Annotated in this window: 21 protein-coding genes; 16 read left to right on the top strand and 5 right to left on the bottom strand. The window is 70.1% G+C overall.

What is annotated here, in order from left to right; translation table 11 throughout:
- Positions 1–39 precede the first annotated feature (39 nt).
- The 3 genes from NS283_RS03235 to NS283_RS03225 are packed head-to-tail and all read left to right on the top strand — an operon-like array spanning position 40 to position 2,404.
- Positions 40–801 (top strand): SDR family NAD(P)-dependent oxidoreductase, encoded by a 762-nt coding sequence (locus tag NS283_RS03235; RefSeq protein ID WP_058595451.1) that lies wholly within the window; start codon positions 40–42, stop codon positions 799–801.
- The gene (locus NS283_RS03230) at positions 798–1,577 is read left to right on the top strand and encodes an enoyl-CoA hydratase/isomerase family protein (RefSeq protein WP_058595450.1); all 780 of its coding nucleotides are present in this window, start codon (positions 798–800) and stop codon (positions 1,575–1,577) included. The genes NS283_RS03235 and NS283_RS03230 overlap by 4 nt, the downstream gene beginning before the upstream one ends.
- The gene (locus NS283_RS03225; protein WP_058595449.1) at positions 1,574–2,404 is read left to right on the top strand and encodes an SDR family oxidoreductase; all 831 of its coding nucleotides are present in this window, start codon (positions 1,574–1,576) and stop codon (positions 2,402–2,404) included. Before NS283_RS03230 ends, NS283_RS03225 begins: the two co-directional genes overlap by 4 nt.
- Before the next feature lie 82 nt (positions 2,405–2,486).
- Here NS283_RS03225 and NS283_RS03220 read toward each other — a convergent pair whose 3' ends face one another.
- Positions 2,487–3,164, bottom strand: a complete 678-nt coding sequence (locus NS283_RS03220) for a GntR family transcriptional regulator (protein ID WP_058595448.1) — start codon at positions 3,162–3,164, stop codon at positions 2,487–2,489.
- A gap of 147 nt (positions 3,165–3,311) precedes the next feature.
- Between NS283_RS03220 and NS283_RS03215 the strand changes: the two genes are divergently transcribed.
- The 8 genes from NS283_RS03215 to NS283_RS03180 are packed head-to-tail and all read left to right on the top strand — an operon-like array spanning position 3,312 to position 11,456.
- On the top strand, positions 3,312–4,916 hold the full coding sequence (locus tag NS283_RS03215) for an ABC transporter substrate-binding protein (protein ID WP_058595447.1): 1,605 nt from the start codon (positions 3,312–3,314) through the stop codon (positions 4,914–4,916).
- Positions 4,917–4,944: 28 nt separating this feature from the next.
- On the top strand, positions 4,945–5,832 hold the full coding sequence (locus tag NS283_RS03210; protein ID WP_058595446.1) for an ABC transporter permease: 888 nt from the start codon (positions 4,945–4,947) through the stop codon (positions 5,830–5,832).
- A complete protein-coding gene (locus tag NS283_RS03205; RefSeq protein WP_241490368.1) occupies positions 5,798–6,790 on the top strand; it encodes an ABC transporter permease in 993 nt (330 codons plus the stop codon). The genes NS283_RS03210 and NS283_RS03205 overlap by 35 nt, the downstream gene beginning before the upstream one ends.
- The gene (locus NS283_RS03200; protein ID WP_058595445.1) at positions 6,787–7,725 is read left to right on the top strand and encodes an ABC transporter ATP-binding protein; all 939 of its coding nucleotides are present in this window, start codon (positions 6,787–6,789) and stop codon (positions 7,723–7,725) included. The genes NS283_RS03205 and NS283_RS03200 overlap by 4 nt, the downstream gene beginning before the upstream one ends.
- Complete coding sequence (locus NS283_RS03195) at positions 7,722–8,501, top strand: ATP-binding cassette domain-containing protein (protein ID WP_058595444.1); 780 nt, start codon at positions 7,722–7,724, stop codon at positions 8,499–8,501. Before NS283_RS03200 ends, NS283_RS03195 begins: the two co-directional genes overlap by 4 nt.
- Positions 8,498–9,826, top strand: coding sequence for a carboxylesterase family protein (locus tag NS283_RS03190; RefSeq protein ID WP_058595443.1), 1,329 nt, complete (start codon positions 8,498–8,500; stop codon positions 9,824–9,826). Before NS283_RS03195 ends, NS283_RS03190 begins: the two co-directional genes overlap by 4 nt.
- Entirely contained in the window at positions 9,823–11,154 is a 1,332-nt protein-coding gene (locus NS283_RS03185) for an acyclic terpene utilization AtuA family protein (RefSeq protein ID WP_058595442.1), read from the top strand. The genes NS283_RS03190 and NS283_RS03185 overlap by 4 nt, the downstream gene beginning before the upstream one ends.
- Positions 11,151–11,456 carry an AtuA-related protein gene (locus NS283_RS03180; RefSeq protein WP_058595441.1) on the top strand — a complete coding sequence of 102 codons (306 nt, stop codon included), beginning with the start codon at positions 11,151–11,153 and terminating at the stop codon, positions 11,454–11,456. Before NS283_RS03185 ends, NS283_RS03180 begins: the two co-directional genes overlap by 4 nt.
- Positions 11,457–11,793: 337 nt before the next feature.
- On the opposite strand, the gene NS283_RS03175 is transcribed toward NS283_RS03180, so the two are convergent.
- The 4 genes from NS283_RS03175 to NS283_RS03160 all read right to left on the bottom strand — a co-directional run bounded on the left by NS283_RS03175 (position 11,794) and on the right by NS283_RS03160 (position 17,092).
- Positions 11,794–12,636, bottom strand: coding sequence for a Cof-type HAD-IIB family hydrolase (locus NS283_RS03175; protein WP_058595440.1), 843 nt, complete (start codon positions 12,634–12,636; stop codon positions 11,794–11,796).
- Positions 12,637–12,698: 62 nt separating this feature from the next.
- Positions 12,699–14,114 (bottom strand): glycoside hydrolase family 1 protein, encoded by a 1,416-nt coding sequence (locus NS283_RS03170; protein ID WP_058595439.1) that lies wholly within the window; start codon positions 14,112–14,114, stop codon positions 12,699–12,701.
- Between the two features lie 18 nt (positions 14,115–14,132).
- The gene (locus tag NS283_RS03165) at positions 14,133–15,992 is read right to left on the bottom strand and encodes a beta-glucoside-specific PTS transporter subunit IIABC (protein ID WP_058595438.1); all 1,860 of its coding nucleotides are present in this window, start codon (positions 15,990–15,992) and stop codon (positions 14,133–14,135) included.
- A 191-nt stretch (positions 15,993–16,183) separates the two neighbouring features.
- A complete protein-coding gene (locus NS283_RS03160) occupies positions 16,184–17,092 on the bottom strand; it encodes a PRD domain-containing protein (protein WP_058595437.1) in 909 nt (302 codons plus the stop codon).
- Between the two features lie 216 nt (positions 17,093–17,308).
- On the opposite strand from NS283_RS03160, the gene rlmN reads away from it, so the two are divergent.
- The 5 genes from rlmN to NS283_RS03135 all read left to right on the top strand — a co-directional run bounded on the left by rlmN (position 17,309) and on the right by NS283_RS03135 (position 23,835).
- Positions 17,309–18,622 carry a 23S rRNA (adenine(2503)-C(2))-methyltransferase RlmN gene (gene rlmN / locus NS283_RS03155; RefSeq protein WP_241492177.1) on the top strand — a complete coding sequence of 438 codons (1,314 nt, stop codon included), beginning with the start codon at positions 17,309–17,311 and terminating at the stop codon, positions 18,620–18,622.
- A 422-nt stretch (positions 18,623–19,044) separates the two neighbouring features.
- Positions 19,045–20,622: a peptide ABC transporter substrate-binding protein gene (locus NS283_RS03150; protein WP_058595436.1), complete on the top strand. Its 1,578-nt coding sequence runs from the start codon at positions 19,045–19,047 to the stop codon at positions 20,620–20,622.
- Between the two features lie 60 nt (positions 20,623–20,682).
- Positions 20,683–22,023 (top strand): M14 family zinc carboxypeptidase, encoded by a 1,341-nt coding sequence (locus NS283_RS03145; RefSeq protein WP_058595435.1) that lies wholly within the window; start codon positions 20,683–20,685, stop codon positions 22,021–22,023.
- Positions 22,020–22,952: an ABC transporter permease gene (locus NS283_RS03140; protein WP_058595434.1), complete on the top strand. Its 933-nt coding sequence runs from the start codon at positions 22,020–22,022 to the stop codon at positions 22,950–22,952. Before NS283_RS03145 ends, NS283_RS03140 begins: the two co-directional genes overlap by 4 nt.
- Complete coding sequence (locus tag NS283_RS03135; protein ID WP_058595433.1) at positions 22,945–23,835, top strand: ABC transporter permease; 891 nt, start codon at positions 22,945–22,947, stop codon at positions 23,833–23,835. Before NS283_RS03140 ends, NS283_RS03135 begins: the two co-directional genes overlap by 8 nt.
- Positions 23,836–23,943: the final 108 nt, after the last annotated feature.

The raw sequence follows: 23,943 nt of genomic DNA, 5'->3' as shown, positions 1-23,943 counted from the left end.
GGGTAGGGTGATACTGAGTTTCGCTTCGAAGGAGAACGCATGGACATCTCAGGAGCCTCTGCCCTCGTCACCGGCGGTGCGTCGGGTCTGGGTCTGGCCACCGCGCGCCGCCTCGCTGCGGCGGGCGCGCACGTCACCGTCGTCGACCTCCCGTCGTCGCCCGGCGCGGACATCGCCGCGGAACTCGGCGGTACGTTCGCCCCTGCCGATGTGACGGATGCCGAACAGGTCGCCGCTGCCGCGGCCCGCGCGTCCGAGGCGGGGCCGCTCCGCGTCGTCGTCAACTGCGCCGGCATCGCTCCGCCTGCCAAGGTGCTCGACCGCGACGGCACCCCCTCGCCGCTCGGCGACTTCGAGCGCGTCATCCGGGTCAACCTCATCGGCACCTACAACGTCATCGCTCAGACGTCGGCCGTCATGGCCCGGACCGAGCCGACCGAGGGGGGCGACCGCGGCGTCATCGTCAACACCGCGAGCGTCGCGGCCTTCGACGGGCAGATCGGCCAGCCCGCGTACTCCGCGAGTAAAGGCGGCGTGCACGCGATGACGCTTCCCATCGCCCGCGAGCTCGCGCGCCACGGCATCCGGGTCGTGACGATCGCCCCCGGCATCATGGAGACCCCCATGCTGAAGGGCCTGCCGCAGGCGGCGCAGGACTCGCTCGGGCAACAGGTGCCGTACCCCTCGCGCCTGGGCGCCCCCGACGAATACGCGCGGCTCGTGCTCGCGATCGTCGACAACGGCTACCTGAACGGCGAGACGATCAGACTCGACGGTGCGATCCGGATGGCGCCGAAATGACCGACAGCATTCTGCTCCACGTCGAGGGCGGCCTCGCGCGGGTGACTTTCGACCGCCCCGCCTCGCTCAACGCGATGGACTTCCCCATGGCCGCGCGCTGGCGCGCCGTCGCGCACGAGGTCACGTCCGACCCGTCGGTCGGAGCGGTGATCCTGGATGCCAATGGCCCCGCTTTCTGCGCGGGTGGCGACGTGGTGGCCATGGCGACCACGGGCTCCTCGGGTGCCGAGGTGACCGAGACGGCGCGGGCGATCCACGACGGCATCCGTACGTTCGCCGAAGCGCCGCTGCCGATGGTCGCGGCCGTCCAGGGTGCCGTGGCGGGCGGCGGGCTCGGCCTCATGCTGACGGCCGACTACGTCGTGGCGAGCGAGAACGCGCGCTTCGTCAGCCGGTACGCAAACATCGGCCTGACACCAGACCTCGGCGTCTCGACCCTGCTGCCCGCGGCGATCGGTCAGCGGCGGGCGCTGCAGCTGCTGTTGCAGGACCGGATGCTCTCGGCCGACGAAGCCCTGGACTGGGGTCTCGTCGCCGAGGTCGTGGCATCCGGGGATCTGGCGACGCGGGTCGCCGAGATCGCGCGCTTCTGGCTCGACGGGGCGACCGCCGCGTTCGGCCAGGCGACGCGTCTCGTGCGCGTGGGGGCCGGCCGCGCGCTCGCCGAGAACCTCGACGACGAGGCCGCGACGATCGGTGCCGCGTTCGACACCCCCGAGGCGAGAGCGCGAGTCGCCGCGTTCGCCGCCGCCTCCGCGAAAGGATCACGCTCGTGACGCTCGCAGGAAAGACCATCCTCATGTCGGGCGGGAGCCGCGGTATCGGCCTCGCGATCGCGCTGCGTGCCGCGCGCGACGGCGCGAACATCGCGATGCTCGCCAAGACCGACACCCCGCACCCGAAGCTGCCCGGAACCGTGCACACCGCCGCCGAGGAGATCCGGGCGGCGGGTGGGCAGGCGCTGCCGATCGTCGGCGACGTGCGGGACGAGGCGTCCATCACCGAAGCCGTGATGCGGACGGTCGGGGAGTTCGGCGGCATCGACATCGTCGTCAACAACGCCAGCGTGATCGACCTCTCGGGCTCGCTCGACCTCGCGACCAAGAAGTACGACCTCATGCAGGACGTGAACGTCCGCGGGACTTTCCTGCTCTCGCGCGCCGCCGTCCCGCAGTTGAAGGATGCCGAGAACCCGCACATCCTGTCGCTGTCGCCGCCGCTGAACGTCACGCCGAAATGGCTCGGGGCGCACACGGGGTACAGCCTCGCGAAGTTCGGGATGACGATGGCGACGCTGGGTCTCGCGTCGGAGTTCGCGAGCGACGGGATCGCGGCCAACACGCTCTGGCCGCGGACGACGATCGCCACGGCGGCGGTGCAGAACGTCATCGGCGGCGACCGGCTCATGGCCGTGTCGCGGACGCCCGAGATCTACGCCGACGCCGCGTACGAGGTGCTCACGTCCCCGTCGCGCGAGCGGACCGGGCGGACGCTGATCGTGGAGGACGTGCTCGAGGCCGCCGGGGTGACCGACTTCTCGGGCTACGCCGCCGTGCCCGGGACGCCGGATGAGGCGATGTACCCGGACATCTTCCTGGACTGAGGCGGGGGGTGTCGGTCCCTTCGACAGGCTCAGGGACCTGGGTTTCGGCGGAGGTGGCTGAGCTTGTCGAAGCCTCCGCGGGTCAGCGTGCGCCGCGCAGCGGCGCCAGCGGGTCGAGGTCGTCATCGCCCTCGGCCAGAGCGTGCGCCACGCGGTTCTTCGCGCTGACCAAGTGGGTCCGGAGGAGTTCGGCGAGCCGCTCGGCGTGGCCGTCGCGGATCGCGGTGAGCATCTCGCGGTGCTCCTCGTCGGCCTGCCCGCGCCCGCCGAGGTGGTCGACGTTCTCTTGCGAGTACGGTTGCACGGCGGCGAGGAGGCCCCTGAGGATCTCGGCGGTGCGCGGCCGACCGGCGGCGTCGTACAGACGGGTGTGGAACTCGAAGTTGGAGCGCATCCACCGCCCGACATCGGTCGCCGACTCCATCTCGGCGACCCGTGACTCCAGGGCCGTGATCTCTCCCCGCGAGATGCGTCGGACGATGTCGTCCGCGATCGTCGGCTCGAGCAGGAGCCGTAGTTCGTAGAGCTCGTCGAGCTCGTCGCGATCGAGCGTGCGGACCGAGGCGCCGCCGCCGGGTGTCATCTCGATCACGCCCTCGGTCGCGAGGATGCGCAGTGCCTCGCGCACGGGGCTGCGGCTGACGTCGAACCGGCGGGCGAGGTCTTCCTGGACCAGGGCCGCGCCCGGGGGGATGACCTTCTCACGGATGGCGAGGGCGATCCGCGAGGCGATCACCTCGGGGCTCATCGATGCCGCCACTTTGCCTCCTCGTTCGGTCGCATGCGCCGACTCCCGTTCGTTCGAGGATAGGGGTGGGTGCGTTGCGTATCCATTGGATCCAGTGTATACAGTGGATACGCGTTCCCCCGACGCGGCATCCCGAACCCCGACGATGGAGTTTCTGCAATGAGGCACGATGTTCGACCGAACCGGCGCGTCCGCCGGCTGATCCCGCTCGCCGCGCTCGCGGCGGCATCCGCTCTCGTCCTGTCCGGCTGCGGCGCCGACGGCTCCACCAGCGCCGGGAGCATCACCGACGGCGGCGAGCCCCAAACGGGCGGCACGCTGACCGTCGCCCTGTCCGCGACGCCGTCGATCATCGACCCGTTCGCGACGAGCCTGCAGGCCGACTGGGTCATCGCCCGTCAGGTGTGCGAGCCGCTCTTCGACGTCTCGACCTCGTTCGAAGTCGGCCCCGTGCTCGCGAAGGACCTCGTCGACAACGGCGGCGGCAGCTACACGCTGAGCCTGCGCGACGGCGTGACCTTCCAGGACGGCGAGCCGTTCACCTCGGCGGATGTCATCGCGAGCCTCAACCGGTACTTCCTGACCCCGGGCAACGGCTCGATCCTCAAGTCGCTCACCACCTCGATCGAGGCCGTCGACGACACCACCGTCGCGATCACGCTGAACACGCCGAGCCCGTTGCTGCCGACGCTGCTCACGACGGCCTACATGATGCCCGCGAGCATCGTGAAGGACCGCCCCATCACCGACCCCGTCTCCGACCTCGTCTGCACCGGCCCGTACAAGCTCAGCAGCTACGCCGCGGACGGCGACGTCGTGCTCGACCGCTGGGACGGCTACCAGAAGCTCGACACCCCCGGCGACGGCGGGCTCGGCGCGAAGAACGCCTACGCCGACCAGATCGTGTTCACCCCGATGCCCGAGGCCTCCACTCGCCGCCAGGCGACCGAGGCCGGCCAGGTCGACATCGGCGGCTCGCTGTCGTACGACGACTACGACTCCGTCAGCACCGGCGGCGCCGCTCAGGCCGTGCTGCTCAGCCCCACCTCGGGCTCGACCGTCGTGTTCAACAAGGCGCAGGGCATCATGTCGAACGTCGCGATGCGGCAGGCGTTCCTCGCGGCGCTGAACATGGACGACATCATGCTCGCCGCCTTCGGCAACCCCGAGTTCTACTCGGTCGACGGGAGCATCATCCCCGAGGTCAACAGCACCTGGGCGACCGACGCCGGCACCGAGAACTACAACAAGCCCGACCTCGACCGCGTGAAGAAGCTCCTCGACGAAGCCGGCTACATGGGTGAGCCGATCCGCTGGCTCACCACGAAGGAGGACCCCTCCTGGTACGGCCCGTCGCTCCCCGCCCAGCAGCAGCTGAAGGAAGCGGGCATCAACATCGACCTGCAGGTCATCGACCGCGCGAGCGTCATCCAGCTGCGGACCGACCCGACGGCCTTCGACCTGTTCTCGTCCGGCATCCCCACGTACGCCGATCCGGTGCTGCTGCCCTACCTGCAGCAGACCTTCCCGGGGACGTGGGTCTCGCCCGACCGCGACGCGCTGCTGTCGAAGTTGTCGACCGAGTCCGACGCGGCCGCCCGCAAGGCGACGTGGGAGCAGTTGCAGACCCTCGTGTACGAAGACCTGCCGTTCCTGAAGTTCGGAACCTCGCGACCCCTGCTCATCACCGCCAACCGCGTGCACACCGAGCACCCCGACGAGCTGGCCGGCTGGTACTACAACACCTGGCTCGACCAGTCCTGATCCCGCTCCACCCCTGACAAGGATCCCCATGTCCGAGATGACCGTCCCCACGACGACGTCGATCCAAGCGGCGGCCGCGCGCACCGTGCGACCACGGCTGTGGCGTCGACTCCTGCACCGACCGATCGCCGTGGTGGCGCTCATCCTCCTCCTCGTGATGGCGGGGGCGGCTCTGCTCGCCCCCGTCCTCGCGGGGGATCCCAACGCCTTCGTCGCCGTCGAGCGGCTCCGCCCGCCCTCGGCGACGCACATCTTCGGCACCGACAACCTCGGCCGCGACGTGTACTCCCGCACCGTCTACGGTGCGCAGGCGTCGCTCACCGTGGGCGTCGTCACCGCCGCGATCACGACCGCGATCGGTGTGGTCCTCGGCATCCTGGCCGGCATGTTCCGCTGGTTCGACGCGATCGTCATGCGCATCGTCGACGGCGTGATGTCGTTCCCGATCATCGTTCTCGCCCTCGCGATGACCGCGATCCTCGGACCCGGGCTCGGCACCGTGATCCTCGCGATGACGATCGTGTTCGTACCCGGCATGACCCGTGTCGTCCGCAGCTCGGCGCTCGTCGCGAGCGAACTACCCATGGTCGACTCGGCTCGCGCGATCGGTGCCGGCAGCGTCCGCATCTTCTGGCGCTACATCCTGCCGCAGGCCACGACCCCGGTTCTCGTGCAGGCGGCCATCACCTTCACGACCGCCGTGCTCGTCGAGTCCGCGCTGAGCTTCATCGGTGCGGGGCTCCCACCGAACGTCCCGAGCTGGGGAGCGTCGCTGTCGGAGGCCCGCAGCTATCTCACCTCGGCGGTGTGGATGTGGGGCTTCCCCGGCCTCGCGCTGATCCTCACGGTCCTCGCCATGAACATCGTCATCGACAACGTCCGTGACATCCTCGACCCGCGCGCCGGAGGCCGCTGACATGCTCCGCTATCTCGCGCAGCGCCTCCTCGCGCTGCTGCCCACCGTGGCCGTGCCCCTCGTGCTGGTCTTCCTGTTGCTGCGTCTGGCCCCGGGCGACCCGGCCGCCATCCTGCTCGGCGACTCCGCGACGCCCGATCAGGTCGCGGCGCTCCGTGACGAGCTGGGACTCAACGCACCGCTCTGGGAGCAGTTCGGCCGCTTCCTGGGCGACGTCGTCACCCTGCGCCTGGGCGACAGTCTCTTCCTCGGCAAGCCCGTGGTCGACGTGATCCCCGACTACGCCCTCGTCACGCTCGAGATCAGCGTCATCGCGCTGATCGTCGCGCTCGTGCTCGGCATCGGCCTCGGCGCGCTCGCCGCGTTCCGCAACGGCCGCCCGGCCGGCCGTGTCGCCACCGCCCTCGGCATCATCGGCATCTCCGTGCCGCAGTTCGTCGTCGCGCTGATCCTCATCGTCGTCTTCGCCGCGTGGCTGCACTGGTTCAACGTCGGCGGCTTCGTGCCGATGTCGAAGGGGTTCTGGCCGCACCTGCGCTCGATCACCCTGCCGGCGTTGTCGCTCGGCATCGCCGAGTCGGCCTTCGTCGCCCGCATCACCCGGGGAGCGATCCTCGACGTCGTGCGCGAACCGTTCGTCACGACAGCCCGCTCGCTCGGGGTGGCTCCGCGGCGTATCGGCGCCGTGCACATCGTGCGGGTCGCGGCCCTGCCGATCATGACCGTCGCCGGTCTGCTCGTCGCGAGCCTGCTCTCCGGCAGCGCGGTCGTCGAGACGATCTTCGGTGTTCCGGGCATGGGGCGCCTGCTCCTGGATGCCGTCGGGCGTCGGGATTACTCGCTGGTCCAGGGGATCGTGCTCTTCACCGGTCTGTTCGTGATCATCGTCAATCTCCTGGTCGACCTGTCGTACTCGGTGGTCGACCCTCGCGTCCGTCTCGGGAGGAAGAGCGCATGAGCGCCCCACTGCTGCAGGTCTCCGACCTCTCCATCACCGCCGACACCGAGGGCGGACGCTACGACGCCGTGCGATCGGTCGACTTCGAGCTGGACCGCGGGCAGGCACTGGCCGTGGTCGGCGAGTCCGGGAGCGGCAAGTCGCTGACCGCTCTCGCGATCGCGGGGCTCCTCGGTGAGAAACTCACCCCCACCGGCTCCGTCCGCTTCGACGACCGCGAGCTGATCGGCATGGGCGCGGCGGACCGCCGCGCGATGGCCGGTCGTCGGATCGGCTTCGTCTTCCAGGAGCCGATGTCGTCGCTGCACCCCATCCTCACCGTGGGGCAGCAGCTCGAGGAAGGCCTCCGTGCCCACTTCGACATGACCCGACGTCAGCGCGCCGATCGCGTGCGCGAGCTGCTCGACATCGTCGGGCTCGGCAAAGCACGCGACATCCGCGGCGACCGCATCGGCCAGCTCTCCGGGGGGATGCGCCAGCGCGTCATGATCGCGATGGCGATCTCGTGCGAGCCCGAACTGGTGATCGCCGACGAGCCCACCACCGCGCTCGACGTGACGCTCCAGCGTCAGGTCATCGACCTGCTGGGGTCGCTGCGCGAGCGCCTGGGCCTCGCGCTGATGCTCATCACCCACGACCTCGGCGTGGTCGCCGAGACGTGCGACGAGGCCGTCGTGATGTACGGCGGACAGGTGGTCGAGAGCGGTCCGACCGCCACGCTCCTGCACGATCCGGCGCACGACTACACACGCGCCCTGTTGATGTCGATCCCCGTGCTCGGCGACGATCGCCCGCGCCTTCCCACCGTGGCATCCATCGCTCCGTGGCTGCGCGATGCGCGACAGGATGCCGTCGACCTCCGTCCCGTCACCGAACTCGTCACGGTCGCCCCCGGTCATCGGGTGCGGCGGCAAGCCGAAGGAGTCGCGGTATGACCGCTCTGCTCGAGGTCGAGGACCTCACGAAGACCTTCCACGTCTCGCGTCGCCGACAGGTCACCGCGGTCAAGGGCGTCTCGTTCCAGATCGAGAAGGGCCGCACCTACGGGCTCGTCGGGGAGTCGGGGAGCGGCAAGTCCACCGTCGCCCGCATGGTGGCCCGGTTGACCGAGCCCACCTCGGGCACGGTGCGCTTCGACGGCGTCGACGTCACGCGCCTGGACCGCGCCGCCCGTCAGCAGTACCGACGCGATGTGCAGATCGTCTTCCAAGACCCCTTCGGCGCACTGAACCCCCGCATGACGGTCGCCGACCTCATCATGGAGCCGCTCCAGGTGCACCGGCGCGGCACGGCGAAGGACCAGCGCGACCGTGCGCGAGAGCTCGTCGACCACGTGGGTCTCGGCAGCGCGGCGCTCGAGAAGAAGCCCGTCGACTTCTCGGGCGGGCAACGCCAGCGCATCATGATCGCGCGCGCTCTCGCGCTGCAACCGCGGCTGATCGTCGCGGACGAGCCGGTGTCGGCGCTCGACGTCTCGGTGCAGGCGCAGGTCCTCAATCTGCTGAAAGACCTGCAGGAGGCCTTCGGGCTGTCGTACCTCTTCATCTCGCACGACCTGTCGGTGGTGGAGTTCATCTCCGACCGCATCGGCGTGATGTACCTCGGCGATCTCGTCGAAGAGGGCGACAAGCGCGACATCTACGCGAAGCCGACCCAGGACTACACGCGGTCGCTCATCGAGGCCATCCCGACTATCGAGGGGCGACCGTGAGCGCCGAGATCGACGCCTGGCTGGGCGTGCGGTTCGCGACCCTCGCGCACCCTTTCGCGGCCCCGGTGCCGACCGAGGCAGTGGCCCCGGCCGCCCCCGGCGGACGGTTCGGACCCGCGCCGATCCAGCCCCCCGTTCCCGGTTTCGACCTGCCGAGCGGGCAATCGGCGACCGACTGCCTGACCCTCAACGTCTGGGCTCCGCGGGGCGCGGAGGCCGCTCCCGTCGCGGTGTGGCTGTTCGGCGGCGGCTTCGAGATGGGCACCGCCTCGACGCCGTACTTCGACGGCGCCGCTCTCGCCGAGGCCGCGCAGAGCGTCGTCGTGACCCTCAACTACCGCGTCGGCGCGTTCGGGTTCGGCAGCTTCGCGCACCGCGGCGGCGCGCTCTCCGCCGCCCACGATCTCGGTCTGCAGGACGTCTGCGCCGCGCTGCGGTGGATCCACGCCGCCGCGGCGTCGTTCGGGGGCGACGCGTCTCGCCTCACGCTCATCGGGCAGAGCGCGGGAGCTTTCCTCGCGGCGGCCGCCGCGGTCGCCCCGGGCGTCCCGCGCCCGCGGGCTCTCGCGTGCTTCTCGGGAGGTGCCTCGCGCGTCATCGCGGCGGACGACGCCGCGCGGTTCGGCGACGCGATTCTCGGCGACCTCGACGCGGAGCGTCTGATCGACCTCGACCCGCGGGCCGTGCTCGCGGCGCAGGCGGCTGTCGCCCCGCGCGATCTCGGCATCCGCAACGGGGTGCGTCCCGTCGGCTTCGGCGTCGCGATCGACGAGGGAGCCCCGGATGCCGTCGTCCCCCGCCATCCCCTGGATGCCGTGCGCGCGGGCGCTCTGCGCGACACCTTCGTGCTCGCCGCCGCCGGCACCGACGAGATGGAGGGCTTCGGCCCCGGGTCGGTACCCGCTCTCGACGGGCCGCTCGTGGACGCCGTGCAGACGTTGACCGGCGCGGCACCGCGCAGCGTGCGGGACGCCTATGACGAGACGGACGCAGCCTGGCGGCGCCTGCTCGGCGATTACATCTACCGGCTACCGGCCGCGCGCCTCGTAGCGGAGCAGCGCGCCGCCGGGGGAGGGGCCGCCTACCTCGAGGTCGGTCGCGAGGGGGACACCCCCGGCGGTCACGGCGCAGAGTTCGACGGCATCTTCGCCCGGGGCCGGGATGCGCGCTCGCGCGCGGTGCAGGAGACCCTCGTGACCCTGATCCAGGACGGTCGCGTCGACGGGGGAGGCCTCGACGCCGCCCTCGTCGCGGGCGCCGTGCCCGCGGCATCCATCGCTCCCGACGATCTCGTCTCGATCTGGCAGGGGGTGGCCCGACCGTGAGCACCTTCCGTATCGGCGCCGGCAGCGGTTTCGCCGGCGACCGCTTCGAGCCGGCCGAGATCCTCGCCGAGCACGGTGATCTGGATGCCCTCGTCTTCGAGTGCCTCGCCGAGCGCACGATCGGTCTCGCCCAGCAACGTGCGGCCTCGTCGGCGGGCGCCGGGTTCGACCGACTGTTCCTCGACCGCCTGACCGGGGTGCTGCCGCACCTCGCGCCACGAACCCGCGTCCTGACCAATGCCGGTGCGGCCGACCCCGTCGGTCTCGCACGCGCCGTCGTCGATCTTCTCGCCGCTCATCCGCGCGGGGCAGGACGCCGGGTCGCGGCGGTCGTCGGCGACGACGTCACCGCACGGGTCCCGTCCGACGCTCGTATCACCGGCACCGACCTGACCATCGGCGACCTGGGCGACCGGCTCGTCTCGGCGAACGCCTACATCGGCGCCGGGGCCGCGATGCGCGCCCTCGAGAACGGCGCCGACGTCGTGATCACGGGCCGTATGGGCGACGCGGCCCTGTTCGCCGCCCCGATCGCCGTGCACCACGGGTGGGACGACGCCTCGCCTGACGAGATGGCTGCCCCCACCCTCGTGGGTCATCTGCTCGAGTGCGCGGGCCAGCTCACGGGCGGATACTTCGCCGACGGCGATCGCAAGGTCGTGCCGGGGCTGGCGACCCTCGGGTTCCCCTACGCGGACGTCGCCGCCGACGGCGTCGCCGAGTTCGGCAAGGCCGACGGCACCGGAGGCCTCATCTCGCGGGCCACGGTGCTCGAGCAACTGCTGTACGAGATCGACGACCCGGGTCGGTACAAGACCCCGGATGCCACCCTCGACCTGGGCGATGTGCGCATCGACGAGGTGGGGCCGGACCGCGTGCGCGTGTCGGCGGCCTCCGCGCAGGGCCGGCCGGAGCAGCTCAAGGTGAGCGTGGGCGTGCGCGACGGATTCCTCGCGGTGGGGAGCATCGCCTACGCGGGCCGGGGTGCGCGAGAGCGCGCCGAGCTGGCCCTGCGGATCGTGCGCGAGCGCTGGGACGAGGTGCACGGCCGCGATCCGGGCGAGGTGCGTGCTGACCTGCAGGGGTACAACTCGTTGCGGCCCTGGCACGAACCGCACGGGGAACCGGCCGAGGTGCGCGCGCGCCTCTCGCTGCGTACGTTCGACCGGGTGGCGGCGGCCCTGCTGCACCGCGAGGTCGAGGCGCTCTACACGAACGGTCCCGCCGGCGGCGGCGGCGCCGACCTCAGCCTGAAGGAGACCGTCGGGATCGTATCGACCTTCATCGACCGCGATCGGGTCGAGCCCCGAGTGGAGATGGTGTCATGACGACCCTCGGCGATCTGGCCCACGCCCGCGCGGGAGACAAGGGCGACACCTCGATCCTCGTCGTCGCGCCCTACGCGCAGCACGACTTCGCCCGGGTCGACGAGATGCTTCGGGTCGACCGCGTCGCCGCGCACTTCGGTGTCGACGCCGCGCACGTCACGATCCACGCGGTGCCGCGTCTCGGCGCGTTCACCGTCGTGGTGCGCGGTCGTCTCGACGGGGGAGTGACGCGCTCGCGCGCCGCGGATCCCCACGGCAAGACCCTCTCGGGCCATCTGCTCGATCTGGTCGTCGAGGGGTAGTGCCGGTCCCTTCGACAGGCTCAGGGACCTGGGTTGCGGGCTCGGGGACCCGGCGCGCGGTCGGGGCTCGTGCCGCCGCGCCCATAAACGCGATCCGCTCGCATAAACGCGCGCTCCGCGTGTTTCCGTGCGCGGATCGCGTTTATGCGTGGGTGCGCGTCGGCGCGCCCGTTCGCCACGCCGACGGAGCCGGCCGCGCGGACGCGCGACGCGCCGAGCTGCCCGGACCGAGGAGAAGGTCCATCTGCATGACCGGTGTGACGCACGTGCCCTCGTGAGGCGCGTGAGACGCCGATGAAGCCAGTGCTCCTGCAGATGAACCTCGACGCCCCGGGCGTCAGATCAGCCCGAGCTCCGCGAACGCGTTGTGCACGCCGTCGTCCAGCACCGACGTCGTGACCCGTCCGGCCAGCTTCTGCAGCTCGGGAGCCGCGTTGCCCATCGCGACGGGCGTACCGACGACCTCGAACATCTCGACGTCGTTCCAGCTGTCGCCGATGCCGATGGCATCCGTCGCAGGCAATCCCAGCTGCGCGAGGACCGCGGTGATCGCGGAGCCCTTCGTGACGCCGGCCTGCCCGATCTCGCCATTCGAGCCGCCCGGCAGCGGGATCGACCCGGGGATGACGTGGAAGGCGTCGCCGAGCTCGGCGGCGGCGTGCACGACCGTGTCGATCGAGGGGCTCACGAACACCGCCTTGGCGACCGCGTCGCGATCGACCTCCGCGACGGGACGCGGCTCCTTCCACAGCGGCTCCTCGGCGGTGAGACCCTGCTCCGCCAGCTGAGCAGCCCGCTCCGCGTGACGCTCCCGGCGGTACGCCGTCATGACGGCCCCCATCCCCTCGCTCGCGAAGACACCGCCGTGCGTCTGCAAGAAGTAGTGGATGCCGTGGGCCTCGAAGTACCGCTCGAGCAGCTCGACATCGGCTCGGGGCATGGGCTGCTCGACCAGCATCTCCTCGCCGCGCGTCGCGTACGCGCCGCCGTTGGTGATCGCGCCGTCGAAACCGATCGCGAGCACGTCGGGGTGGACGTCTCCGGCGGACCGTCCGGTGCTCAGCCACACCTGGTGGCCGTTCGCGCGGGCCTGGCGGATCGCGGTCACGGTCGACGGGGCGATGAGCGAGCCGTGCTCGAGGATCGTGCCGTCGACGTCGAGGAAGGCGATGCGGGTCATGGTGCACTCCAAGGGGGATCGGCCCCGGGCGCGAGAGCCCGGGGCCGATCCGATAGGGGGGGTCAGCGGGTCAGGGACGCGCCGTTGGTCCGGATGACGTCGGCGTACCAGTGGAACGACTTCTTGCGGTACCGGTCGAGGGTTCCCGAGCCGTCGTCGTTACGGTCGACGTAGATGAAACCGTATCGCTTGCTCAGCTGCGCGGTGCTGGCGCTGACGATGTCGATGCAGCCCCACGACGTGTAGCCGAGCACGTCGACGCCGTCCTCGAGCGCCTCGCCGACCTGCACGAGGTGGTCGTTGAGGTAGGCGATGCGGTAGTCGTCGACGACCGTCTTCTCTCCGTCGACCTCGACGAGCTGGTCGCGCGCGCCCAGACCGTTCTCGACGATGAACAGCGGCTTCTGCCAGCGGTCCCAGAACTGGTTCAGCACGAGACGCAGGCCCACCGGGTCGATCTGCCAACCCCACTCGCTCGCCGGCAGCGTCGGGTTGGGCACGCCGCCCATGATGTTGCCTTCGCCGGCCGCGCGCTTCGCGGGGTCGGCGGTCTCGGCGATCGACATGTAGTAGCTGAACGAGACGAAGTCGACCGTGTTCTTGAGGTCGTCGCGGTCCTGGTCCGTGATGTCGAGCTCGATGCCCTTCTCGCGCAGGCGGCGCAGGAAGTAGCCGGGGTAGGCGCCGCGCGTGTGCACGTCGCCGTAGACGAGGTTGCCGTGGTCGGCATCCATCACGGCAACCGCGTCAGCCGGCGACGGCGTCAGCGGATAGATCGGCATCGACAGCACCATGCACCCGACCTGGGCCTCGGGAGCGACCTCGCGGGCGATGCGCGTGGCGCGGGCGGATGCCACGAGTTCGTGGTGCATCGCCTGGTACAACTGCTCCTCGGGAACGCCGCCCTCGGGGATCGGGATGCCGCCGCTCATGAACGGCGCGTGCAGGAGCGAGTTGATCTCGTTGAAGGTCAGCCAGTACTTCACGCGGGACCCGAAGCGCTCGAAGAGCGTACGGGCGTAGCGCTCGTAGAAGCCGATGAGCTCGCGGTTGGTCCAGCCGCCGTACTGCTCGGCCAGGTGCAGCGGCGTCTCGTAGTGCGAGATCGTCACGAGCGGCTCGATGCCGTGCTTCTCGAGCTCGTCGAGCACGCGGTCGTAGAAGGCCAGACCCGCCTCGTTCGGCTCGGTCTCGTCGCCGTTCGGGAAGATCCGGCTCCACGCGATCGAGAAGCGGTAGACCCCGAAGCCCATCTCGGCGAAGAGCGCGATGTCCTCCGCGTAGCGGTGGTAGTGGTCGATCCCGACGAGCTTGAGGTTGTCGGGGGTGGGGCGTTCGCTGCGCGGACCCGAGATGCCCTTCGGCATCACGTCCTGCACCGAGAGGCCCTTGCCGTCTTCGTCGTAGGCGCCCTCGATCTGGTTCGCGGCGGTCGCGCCGCCCCAGAGGAAGCCGTCGGGGAAGGGGGTGTTGCTCATGCGGAGGTCTCCAGGGGATCAGCGGGTGGCGGACAGGGAGTCGACGGAGACGGCGCGGAACAGGTTCTCGCCGTGCGAGAGGGGTCCGGATGCCACGTCCGCGACGTCGGGGTACAGGTCGCCGTTCGTGACGATGACCGGGGTGATGAGGTCGTACCCGGCGCGCTCGATCGCGTCGCCGTCGAACTCGAGCAGCAGGTCACCGGCCTTCACCTCGGCGCCGGACTGCACCTTCAGCGTGAAGTGCTCCCCGCCGAGCTTGACCGTGTCGAGACCGACGTGGATGAGCAGCTCGACGCCGTCGACGCCGCGCAGGCCGATCGCGTGACCGGTCGGGAACGCCGCGACGACGGTGCCGTCGAAGGGGGCGTAGACCGCGCCCGACGTCGGGCGGATCGCGACGCCCTTGCCGAGCGAGGCGTCGGCGAAGGCGGCATCCGGAACCTCGCTCAGAGCGACGACGGTGCCGTCGACCGGGCTCAGCACCGCGGTGTCGGTCGCGGCGGTGGGAGCGGTGGGAGCGGCGGCGTCGACCGGGTCCTTGAAGCCGACGAGCACGGTGAGGAGGAACGGCACGATGATCGCGACCGCGAGACCGATGCCGAGCATGACCATGTTGCCGTTGCCGAGCAGCGCGGGCAGGGCGAGACCCGAGGGGACGACGAAGGCCTTCGAGAAGACCCCGCCCATCGCGATGAGGGCGCCGCCGAGCGCGCCGCCGACGATGCCGAAGGCGAAGGGACGCTTGAGCGGGAGGTTGATGCCGTAGATCGCGGGCTCGGTGATGCCGGCGAGGAAGCCCGACAGAGTCGCCGGGGCGGCGAGCGAGCGGAGGTTCTTGTTGCGGCTGCGCACGAGGACGCCGGCCACGGCAGCGGCCTGGGCGAGGACAGCCGCGAACACCGGTCCGATGAGGAGCATCTGCCCGGTGGTCTGCAGTTCGAGCTGGAACAGCGGCACGAGGCCCCAGTGCAGGCCGAAGATCACGAAGACCTGCCACAGGCCACCCATGATCGCGCCGCCGAGCCACGGCACGGTCGCGAAGACCCAGCCGATCGCGGACGCGAGGCCACCGCCGATGAGGCTCGAGAGCGGGCCGATCGCGAGGAACACCAGCGGCACGGCGATCGCGACCACGATCATCGGCGTGAGGAAGCGCTTCACCGCACCGGGGAGCACCTTCAGCAGGAATCGCTCGGCGTAGCTCTGCAGCCACACGATCACGATGATCGGGATGACGCTCGAGACGTAGCTGACCATCGTCACCGGGATGCCGAAGAACGTGATGTCGGGCTGGCCGTTCAGCGCCACGATGCTCGGGTAGACCAGCGCACCGGCGATCGCGAAGGAGGTGAACTCCGACGCCTTGAAGTAGCGCGCCGCGGTGATCGCGAGAGCCATCGGGAGGAAGTTGATCAGCGCGTCGGAGAGGGCGTTGAGGATGACGTAGGTGGTGCTCGTGGCATCCAACCATCCGAAGGTGACGGCCGCGGCGACGAACGCCTTCAGCAGACCCGTGCCCGCCAGCGCCCAGAGGATCGGCGTGAAGATCGCCGAGATCATCTTGATGAAGCGGTTGAAGAGGTTGCCCTTGGGGCCCGTCTCGCCGCCCTCGGTGCCTGCGCCGCCGAGCTTCGTCTGCGCCTGGATCGCGGCGAAGACGTCGGGGACGTCGTTGCCGATGACGACCTGGTACTGCCCACCAGCCTGCGCCGTGGTGATGACGCCGGGTGTGGCGCGGAGCGCCGTGGCATCCGCCTTGCTCTCGTCCTTCAGAACGAACCGGAGTCTCGTCGCGCAGTGCACCATCGAGCTGATGTTGCTCTCTCCGCCGACGCCGGCCAGGACCGCCGTCGCTGTCTTCGCGTGATCCGCCATCGGAATCCGCCTGCCTTTCGCCGCACCTGTGCGGCCTTCTCGGGATGTTGGGGCGACGCTCCGGAGGGTTTCGGGCAATAAAAAAGACCCGAATCCGTTCATCGCTCGTCAGCGATGTGGATTCAGGTCTTGCCCGCTTGCGCGGTAACAATCCGGAAATCGTCGGCAGGGTGTGACGCCTGCGTGGGTGACTATAGCACCGGCGCGTCGGGTCCGCCACTGTCGTCGGGGCGGCCCAGGCTCGTCGCCAGGCGCTCGACGTGCACGGTGAGGTACAGCACCTCTTCGTCGGTCAGGGTCGACCCGGTCGCCGCGAGCACATAGCCCTTCACGTTCTCGGCGATGCCGAACGCGCGGGGGTAGCGGTGCTTGGCGAACTCGAAGAACGACGAATCGCCGCTGGTGAGCATCGCGCGGTTCACGAGCCGCTGCAGCAGGAAGCGCACGTGCAGGATGAACCGCGCGTAGTCGGGACTCTCGGTGTCGAGAGCGACACCGAGCCCGGTCTCGACGGTGCGGACGACGTGCTGCACACGGCGGAACAGCAGCGCGGCGGTGCCGTTCGGCTCGTCGCGCGTGGCGTTGAGCAGGTGCATCGTGAGGAACACGCCCTCCTCGGGCGGAAGCTCACGATCGAGGGATGCCGCGATCGAGGCCGCCATGCGCTCCGCGGCGCGCGACTCGTCGGGGTGGAGGATCCGCAGCTCGGGCATCGAGGTGCCGGGGATGCGGATGCCCTGGTCGAGGCGTTCGACGACGTAGTTCACGTGGTCGATCACGGCCAGGGGCAGGCGGCGGCCGAGGTCGCGGCCGAGGTCCCGCTCGGCCTGATCGACGGCGTGCAGCACCGCCTCGACGAGCGCGTACGGGGCGTCGGTGAGCAGCTTCTGCGCGTGCGCGGTGTCGCTGCCCTGCTCGAGCACGAACGTCTTCTCGACCTTCGCCGGATCGACCTGGCCCTCGTGCTTGAGCTGGAAGCCGATGCCCCGGCCCATGAGCACGCGCTCGCGGCCGTCGGCGTCGATCGCCACGACGACGTTGTTGTTCAGCAGCTTCTGCACGCCGCCGGGCGGGAGGGAGACGTCACCGGCACCGGGCATGGGATGCAGTTTAGAGCCGCGCCGTCGCGCTCGACTTGCCGCGGTTTGTCGCTTGGGTCGGCGCGAGGCGGCGAAGTGCGGCAAATGGCCGTGCGGGTCGGTGCGTGAGTTGCCGCTGTTTGTCGCGTGGCGCCAATCGAGGCGACCACGTGCGGCAAGTCACGCGTGCCTGCCGCGCCCAGCCGCGGCGCAGGCGCGGCCGGTACCCTGGAAACCATGACTGATCAGCCCCCCGTGCGCTCCACCACGCCCCGGCAGGCGCGCCCCGCGGGGGCGCCGGCCGACACCGGCATCCGCGAGACGCGTCCGCGGACCGCTCCGGCACGCCAGGTGCGGCCGAAGACCGAAGGCTGGCAGCAGGCCAAGGACGAGACCGGTCGCCCGCTCCTGCAGTTCGCGAGCCCCAAGCGCGGCAAGCCGCCCGTGCACCTCGCCGACATGACCGCCGCCGAGCGCGTCGAGAAGGTGAAGGAGCTCGGCCTCCCCGGCTTCCGCGCGAAGCAGCTCGAGAAGCATTACTTCACCCATTACACGTCGGATGCCGCCGACATGACCGACCTCCCGGCATCCGGTCGCGAAGAGCTCGTCGCCGGGCTCCTCCCGCCGCTGCTCACGGAGGTGCGCCGGCTCGAGACCGACCGCGGCGACACCATCAAGTTCCTGTGGAAGCTGCACGACGGTGCGCTCGTCGAGTCGGTGCTCATGCGCTACCCCGGCCGCATCACCCTGTGCGTGTCGTCGCAGGCGGGCTGCGGCATGAACTGCCCGTTCTGCGCCACCGGGCAGGCGGGCCTGACGCGCAACATGTCGGCGGCCGAAATCATCGAGCAGATCGTGCGCGCCAACGCGCTCATCGCCGCCGGTGGCCTCGGTGGGAAGAAGCGCGACGACCACTCGCTCGACCGCGTGTCGAACATCGTGTTCATGGGCATGGGCGAGCCGCTCGCCAACTACGCCCGCGTGATGCAGGCCGTGCGCGTCATGGTCGACAAGGACCACGGCCTCGGCATGAGCGCCCGCGGCATCACGGTGTCGACCGTCGGCCTGGTGCCCGCGATCAAGAAGCTCGCCGACGAGGACATCCCGGTGACCTTCGCCCTCTCGCTGCACGCGCCCGACGACGGTCTGCGCGACGAGCTCATCCCGGTGAACTCCCGCTGGAAGGTCGACGAGGCTCTGGATGCCGCCCGCGCCTACTTCGACAAGACGGGGCGCCGCGTGTCGATCGAATACGCCCTCATCAAGGACATGAACGACCACGCGTGGCGCGCCGACCTGCTGGCCGACAAGCTGAACGCGCGCGGTCGCGGCTGGGTGCACGTCAACCCGATCCCGTTGAACCCGACCCCGGGCTCGATCTGGACGGCATCCGAGGTCCCGGTGCAGAACGAGTTCGTGCGCCGCCTCAACGACGCCGGCATCCCGACGACCCTGCGCGACACCCGCGGCAAAGAGATCGACGGCGCGTGCGGCCAGCTCGTCGCGACCGAAGAGGACGAGGTCGCCGCGGCGGCGACGCCCGTCAGCTGAGGCGGGCGCCCGGCGCCGCGGTCACGGCTAGCGCGGCGGCGCTCGGCCGTGGCGATCAGTGCGCATAAACGCGATCCGCGCACAGAAACACGTGCAGAGCGTGTTTCCGGGCGCGGACGGCGTTTACGGCCGCTCGCGAGAGCGCGGATTCCGCGCGTCGTCCACCGAACGGTGGATGCCGAGTCCGCCGACCCGTCGTTCCCGTCGGGCACGACGAGGCCACCGTGCACACTCATCCGCTCAAGTGATTCACCGCGGTGCGAGCGCGCGAGCGGTGTTTCCTCGGGGTTAAGTTTTCATCTCTCACTGAAACTTCTGAACGTTTCTCATTGACCACAGATCGGCGGGGGTGTTCTCTGGGCGCAGTTCCACCTGCATCCCACCTTGGGCGCGGAACGCCGCCCTTTCCCGAGAGGCTCCTGATGAAGAGAAGAATCGCGCTCGCCGTGCTGGTCGCCGGCGCGCTCGCGCTCGCCGGCTGCTCCGGCGGCGACGGTGGCGACACCGGCTCCACCGACACATCCATCCGCGTGGCCGTCACCGACCCGCAGCAGCTCATCCCCGGCCGGCAGTCCGTCGCCTACGACTTCAACATGGCCGTCTGGTCGCCGCTGGCCTTCCTGCAGTCCGACGGCACCCTGCAGGACGTCCAAGCCGCGTCCATCGAGTCGGACGACGCCCAGACCTGGACGATCACGCTTCGCGACGGATGGACGTTCCACGACGGGACCCCCGTCACGGCCAAGAGCTACGTCGACTCCTGGAACGCCGTCGCCTACGGGCCCAACGCCTTCGAGAACTCGGGGCAGTTGGCATCCATCGTCGGATACAGCGATCTGAACCCCGCGGACGGTGCGCCCACAACCACCACGATGTCGGGACTCACCGTTGTCGACGACCTCACCTTCACGGTGAAGCTGGTCAGCCCCGACGGTCAGTTCCCGCTGCAGGTCACGCAGGCGCAGACCGCGTTCTTCCCGATGCCCGAGTCGGCGCTGTCGGACTTCGACGCCTACAACAAGCACCCGGTGGGCAACGGCCCGTTCCAGATGACGGGTGACTACGTCGAGAACGAGCCGATCACGGTCTCGGCCTACGACGGGTTCAAGGGCGACGCGCCGACCGTCGACCAGATCACCTTCGTGCCCTACACCGACTCGGAGACCGCCTACACCGACGTGCTGGCCGGCAACCTCGATGTCGCGGGAGTCCCCGCGAGCCGTCTCCTCCAGGCCGGAAGCGACTTCGGCGACCGGCTCTACTCGTTCGAAGCGCCCGGCATCTCGTTCCTCGGCCTGCCCCTGTGGAACGCGCAGTACCAGGACGTGCGAGTGCGTCAGGCGCTGTCGATGGCGATCGACCGTCAGACGATCATCGATCGCATCTACGGCGGCACCTACACCCCCGCCACGGCATGGACGCCCGCCATCGAACCCGGGACACCGACGGGCATCTGCGGCGAGTACTGCGAGTACGACCCCGACGCCGCCAAGGCGCTGCTCGCCGAGGCCGGCGGTTTCAGCGGACCGCTCGAGATCACCTACCCGGGTGGTGGCGGTCTCGACCCGCTGTACGAGGCGATCGCCAATCAGCTGCGTCAGAACCTGGGCATCGACGCGACAGCGACGCCGACCGCGGACTGGGCCGAGTTCCTGCAGAAGCGGACGGATGCCAACCTCACCGGGCCGTTCTTCTCGCGGTGGGGTGCGCTGTACCCGAGCCAGCAGGCGACACTGCGGGTGTTCTTCATCGAGGGCGGCGGCTGCGCCAACTGCATCCCCTTCTACAGCCCCGAGGTCGCCAGCGCCATGCAGACCGCCGACGCCGACCTGACGGGCGACGGCACGGCGTACGCCGATGTGCAGAGCATCATCCAGAAGGAGTTCCCGGCGGTGCCGCTGTTCAACGAGACGTACTCGTACGTCACGTCCGAGCGCGTCGCCGATCTCGTGAGCTCCCCGGTGGGCAACCCGACCTACCGAGCGATCCAACTGCGCTGACCCCACGGCCGGCGCGCGGGACCCCCGCCTGCGCGCCGGCCGTCGACCCACGGAATCCCTATGCCTTCACTCACCCTCCCGCAGCCCGCCCTCACCGGCTTCCCGACGGTCGACGCCCTCGAAGCGGCTTTCCTCGCCCTGTCCGAGAACGCGCCGCACCTCGTGCGGCGCCGCATCCTCGGGTCGTCTCGGCTCGGCGAGCCCATCCCCGTCTACGCGATCGGCGACGGGCCCAAGCACGCCGTCATCGCGGGGGGCGTGCACCCGAACGAGCCCATCGGCTTCCACACCGCGCTCACTCTCGCCGAGCGGCTCGTCGCCGACGAGGGGCTCCGGAGAGAACTGGGGATGACGTTCCACATCGTGCCGTGCATCGACCCGGACGGCACCCGCATGAACGAGGGCTGGTTCGCCTCCCCCGGCGACCGCGGCTCCTATGGGCGGGCCTTCTACCGTCCGGCCCCCGACGAGCAGGTCGAGTGGAGCTTCCCCCTCTCCTACAAACGGCTCCACTTCGATCGGGTGCTCCCCGAGACACGCGCGCTCGCGGATCTGTTCGACGAGGTCGAGCCGGCCCTGTTCGTCGGACTGCACAACGCCGAGGTCGGCGGCGTCTACTTCTACGTGAACCGCGACGACGACGCGCTCGTCCGGGAGCTGTCGGCGATCCCTGCCCGCCACGGCCTGCCGCTGGACATCGGCGAGCCGGAGTCGCCCGACCTGGTGCGCCTGGGCGACGCCGTGTTCCGCTGCCCCACCGTCGCGGAGCGTTACGACTACCTCGAGGGTCTCGGACTCGACCCGCTCGCCGAGGTGTCAGGCGGAGGCTCGGCCGACTATCTGCAGCGCCACGGCACCCTGGTGATGGTCGCGGAGCTTCCGTACTGGACGCACGACGACGTCGCGGACGAGGGATCGGGCGGGATCTCGTACCGCCGCGTCGTGCAGGACCGCGCCGAGGCGCTGAGGGCGCTCGGCGAGACCCTCGGGGGCGCGCTTTCACGGGTCGAGGCGCACCTGACGATCCCGAGCCCGATGCTGCGCGGTGCGAGGGCCTTCGCCCCGCTCATGACGGCGCTCGCCGACGCCGAGGACGAGCGGGCACGGCGCCTGGCCTTCGACCGCATCGCGACGAGGGCGGAGGTGTTCTCGAACGAGGATGCCGTGCGGTCCTTCCGTCTGCGGTTCGGCGGCATGCTGCTCCGAGCACTCGAGGTGGAGTGTGCGGCGGGCGTCGCCCACGACACGGTCCGTCGCGAGCGCGATGCCTTCCGCGATGTCTACGAGGAGTGGGTCGCCGAGGCGGAACGCGTGCCGCTTCGCACCCTGCCCCTCACCGATCTCGTCGGTGTGCAGCTCGACGCGGTCCTCGCCGCGGCACGTGCGGCGGTGACCGCGTGAGGTTCGCGCGCGCCGCGGGCGCCCGACTGATCGAGGTCGGCATCGTCTTCCTCGGCGTCACGTTCATCATCTACGCGATGGTCTGGGCGCTCCCGGGCGACCCGATCGCTGCCCTGGGCGGCGACCGCCCGCTTCCGGCCGCCGTGGTCGCCGAGCTGCGCCGCCAGTTCCATCTCGACGACCCGCTCCTGCTGCAGTACCTGCGCTACCTCGGCGGGCTCTTCACCGGCGACCTGGGAACCACGTTCGACGGCGTGCCCGTGGCCGATCGCATGGCCGCGCGCTGGCCGGTGACGATCACGCTGGCGATCACGGCGTGGGTGATCGAGGTCGTGCTCGGCGTGCTCCTCGGCCTGGTGGCGGGGCTGCGCAAGAACAGCTGGATCGACCGCGGCGTGCTGCTGACCACGATCCTCGCGACGTCCATCCCCATCTTCGTCGTCGCCGTCGGGGCCCAGCTGATCTTCGGGCTCCAGCTGAAGTGGCTGCCGATCGCCGGGACGACGGCGGGATGGCCGACGGCCTACATCCTGCCGGCGGCCGTCATCGCGATCTTCGGTCTCGCCGCGATCGCCCGCCTCATGCGTGGCAGTGTCATCGACACGCTCCAGTCCGACTTCGTGCGGACCCTGCGGGCCAAGGGGGTGCCGCGTCGGACGATCGTCGGCACGCATGTCATGCGCAACTCCGTGGCCCCTGTGCTCACCTTCGTCGCCATCGACCTGGGGTACCTCCTGGGCGGCGCGGTCGTGGTGGAGGGTGTGTTCAACCTGCCCGGTATCGGACAGCTGCTCTTCACCGCCATCCGTACGCACGAGGGTCCGACCGTGGTGGGGGTCGGCACGACGCTGATCCTCATCTTCCTGGCCCTGAGCCTGCTGGTCGACCTCGTCAACTCCGCCCTCGACCCGAGGATCCGCCATGTCTGAGATGATCGCCGCCACCGCGCCCGACGCGCCGACCCTCGTCGACCGCGGCCTCTGGTCCGTCCTGCGCCGTCGCGTGACCTTCTGGGCGCCGGTCATCGTGCTGGCCGTCCTGGGGCTGATCGCCCTGCTGCCCGGCCCGATCGCGATGCTCTTCGGCGGCGGGGACCCCCGCGCGTGCGATCTCGTCGACAGCGCTCTGCCGCCGGGCCCGGGGCATCCCTTCGGCACCGACCTGCAGGGCTGCGACATCTACGCCAACGTCGTCTTCGGCACGCGCACCTCGCTGTCGATCGGACTGCTGACAACCGCGCTGTGCCTCGTCGTCGCGATCGTGCTCGGCACCATCGCCGGCTACGCCGGAGGCATCGTCGACACGGTCATCTCGCGACTGACCGACGTGTTCCTCGGGTTCCCGTTCATCCTGGGCGCGATCATCGTGCTCAACAGCCTCGGCAAGCCCGACCCCGTGCTCGTCTCTCTCGTGCTCGCCTTCTTCTCGTGGCCCACGATGGCGCGTCTCGTTCGAGGCGCCGTGCGCAGCGTGCGCGGCAACGACTACGTGCGCGCCGCGTCGGTCATCGGGCTCTCGCACGTGCAGATCGTCCTCCGCCACGTGCTCCCCAACGCCATCGGGCCCGTGCTGGCGATCGCCGCCACGTTCGTGGGCAGCGTCATCGTCGCCGAGTCGACGCTGACCTTCCTGGGCGTGGGACTGCGCGCCCCCACGATCTCGTGGGGTCTTCAGCTGGCGAACGCGCAGTCGTACGTCGGCACGGCCCCGCATATGCTCCTGTTTCCCGCGCTCTTCCTCAGCATCACCGTGCTCGCGCTCATCACCCTGGGCGACACCGTGCGCGACGCCCTCGACCCGAAAGGACGCTGACCGTGTCGACCCCTCCCTCCGCTCCCGCGGCGACGCTCACCGATGCCACCGCCCCGGACCTGTCCTTTCTACACACCTGACGCTGCCGACGAAGCGGGTGCGTTGAAA

Source organism: Microbacterium testaceum, from assembly GCF_001476285.1.
Taxonomy (GTDB): Bacteria; Actinomycetota; Actinomycetes; order Actinomycetales; family Microbacteriaceae; genus Microbacterium; species Microbacterium testaceum_B.
The sequence above is the reverse complement of the archived record's forward strand: the minus strand, read 5'-3'. Positions and strand labels throughout refer to the sequence as shown.

Bases quoted from the DNA above. Each gene is read 5' to 3' on its own strand.
- NS283_RS03235 (WP_058595451.1), top strand. From the start codon at position 40: ATGGACATCTCAGGAGCCTCTGCCCTCGTCACCGGCGGTGCGTCGGGT.
- NS283_RS03180 (WP_058595441.1), top strand. From the start codon at position 11,151: ATGACGACCCTCGGCGATCTGGCCCACGCCCGCGCGGGAGACAAGGGC.
- NS283_RS03200 (WP_058595445.1), top strand. From the start codon at position 6,787: ATGAGCGCCCCACTGCTGCAGGTCTCCGACCTCTCCATCACCGCCGAC.
- NS283_RS03145 (WP_058595435.1), top strand. From the start codon at position 20,683: ATGCCTTCACTCACCCTCCCGCAGCCCGCCCTCACCGGCTTCCCGACG.
- NS283_RS03230 (WP_058595450.1), top strand. From the start codon at position 798: ATGACCGACAGCATTCTGCTCCACGTCGAGGGCGGCCTCGCGCGGGTG.
- NS283_RS03160 (WP_058595437.1), bottom strand. From the start codon at position 17,092: ATGCCCGGTGCCGGTGACGTCTCCCTCCCGCCCGGCGGCGTGCAGAAG.
- NS283_RS03165 (WP_058595438.1), bottom strand. From the start codon at position 15,992: ATGGCGGATCACGCGAAGACAGCGACGGCGGTCCTGGCCGGCGTCGGC.
- NS283_RS03150 (WP_058595436.1), top strand. From the start codon at position 19,045: ATGAAGAGAAGAATCGCGCTCGCCGTGCTGGTCGCCGGCGCGCTCGCG.
- NS283_RS03175 (WP_058595440.1), bottom strand. From the start codon at position 12,636: ATGACCCGCATCGCCTTCCTCGACGTCGACGGCACGATCCTCGAGCAC.
- NS283_RS03215 (WP_058595447.1), top strand. From the start codon at position 3,312: ATGAGGCACGATGTTCGACCGAACCGGCGCGTCCGCCGGCTGATCCCG.
- NS283_RS03195 (WP_058595444.1), top strand. From the start codon at position 7,722: ATGACCGCTCTGCTCGAGGTCGAGGACCTCACGAAGACCTTCCACGTC.
- NS283_RS03135 (WP_058595433.1), top strand. From the start codon at position 22,945: ATGTCTGAGATGATCGCCGCCACCGCGCCCGACGCGCCGACCCTCGTC.
- rlmN (WP_241492177.1), top strand. From the start codon at position 17,309: ATGACTGATCAGCCCCCCGTGCGCTCCACCACGCCCCGGCAGGCGCGC.
- NS283_RS03170 (WP_058595439.1), bottom strand. From the start codon at position 14,114: ATGAGCAACACCCCCTTCCCCGACGGCTTCCTCTGGGGCGGCGCGACC.
- NS283_RS03210 (WP_058595446.1), top strand. From the start codon at position 4,945: ATGTCCGAGATGACCGTCCCCACGACGACGTCGATCCAAGCGGCGGCC.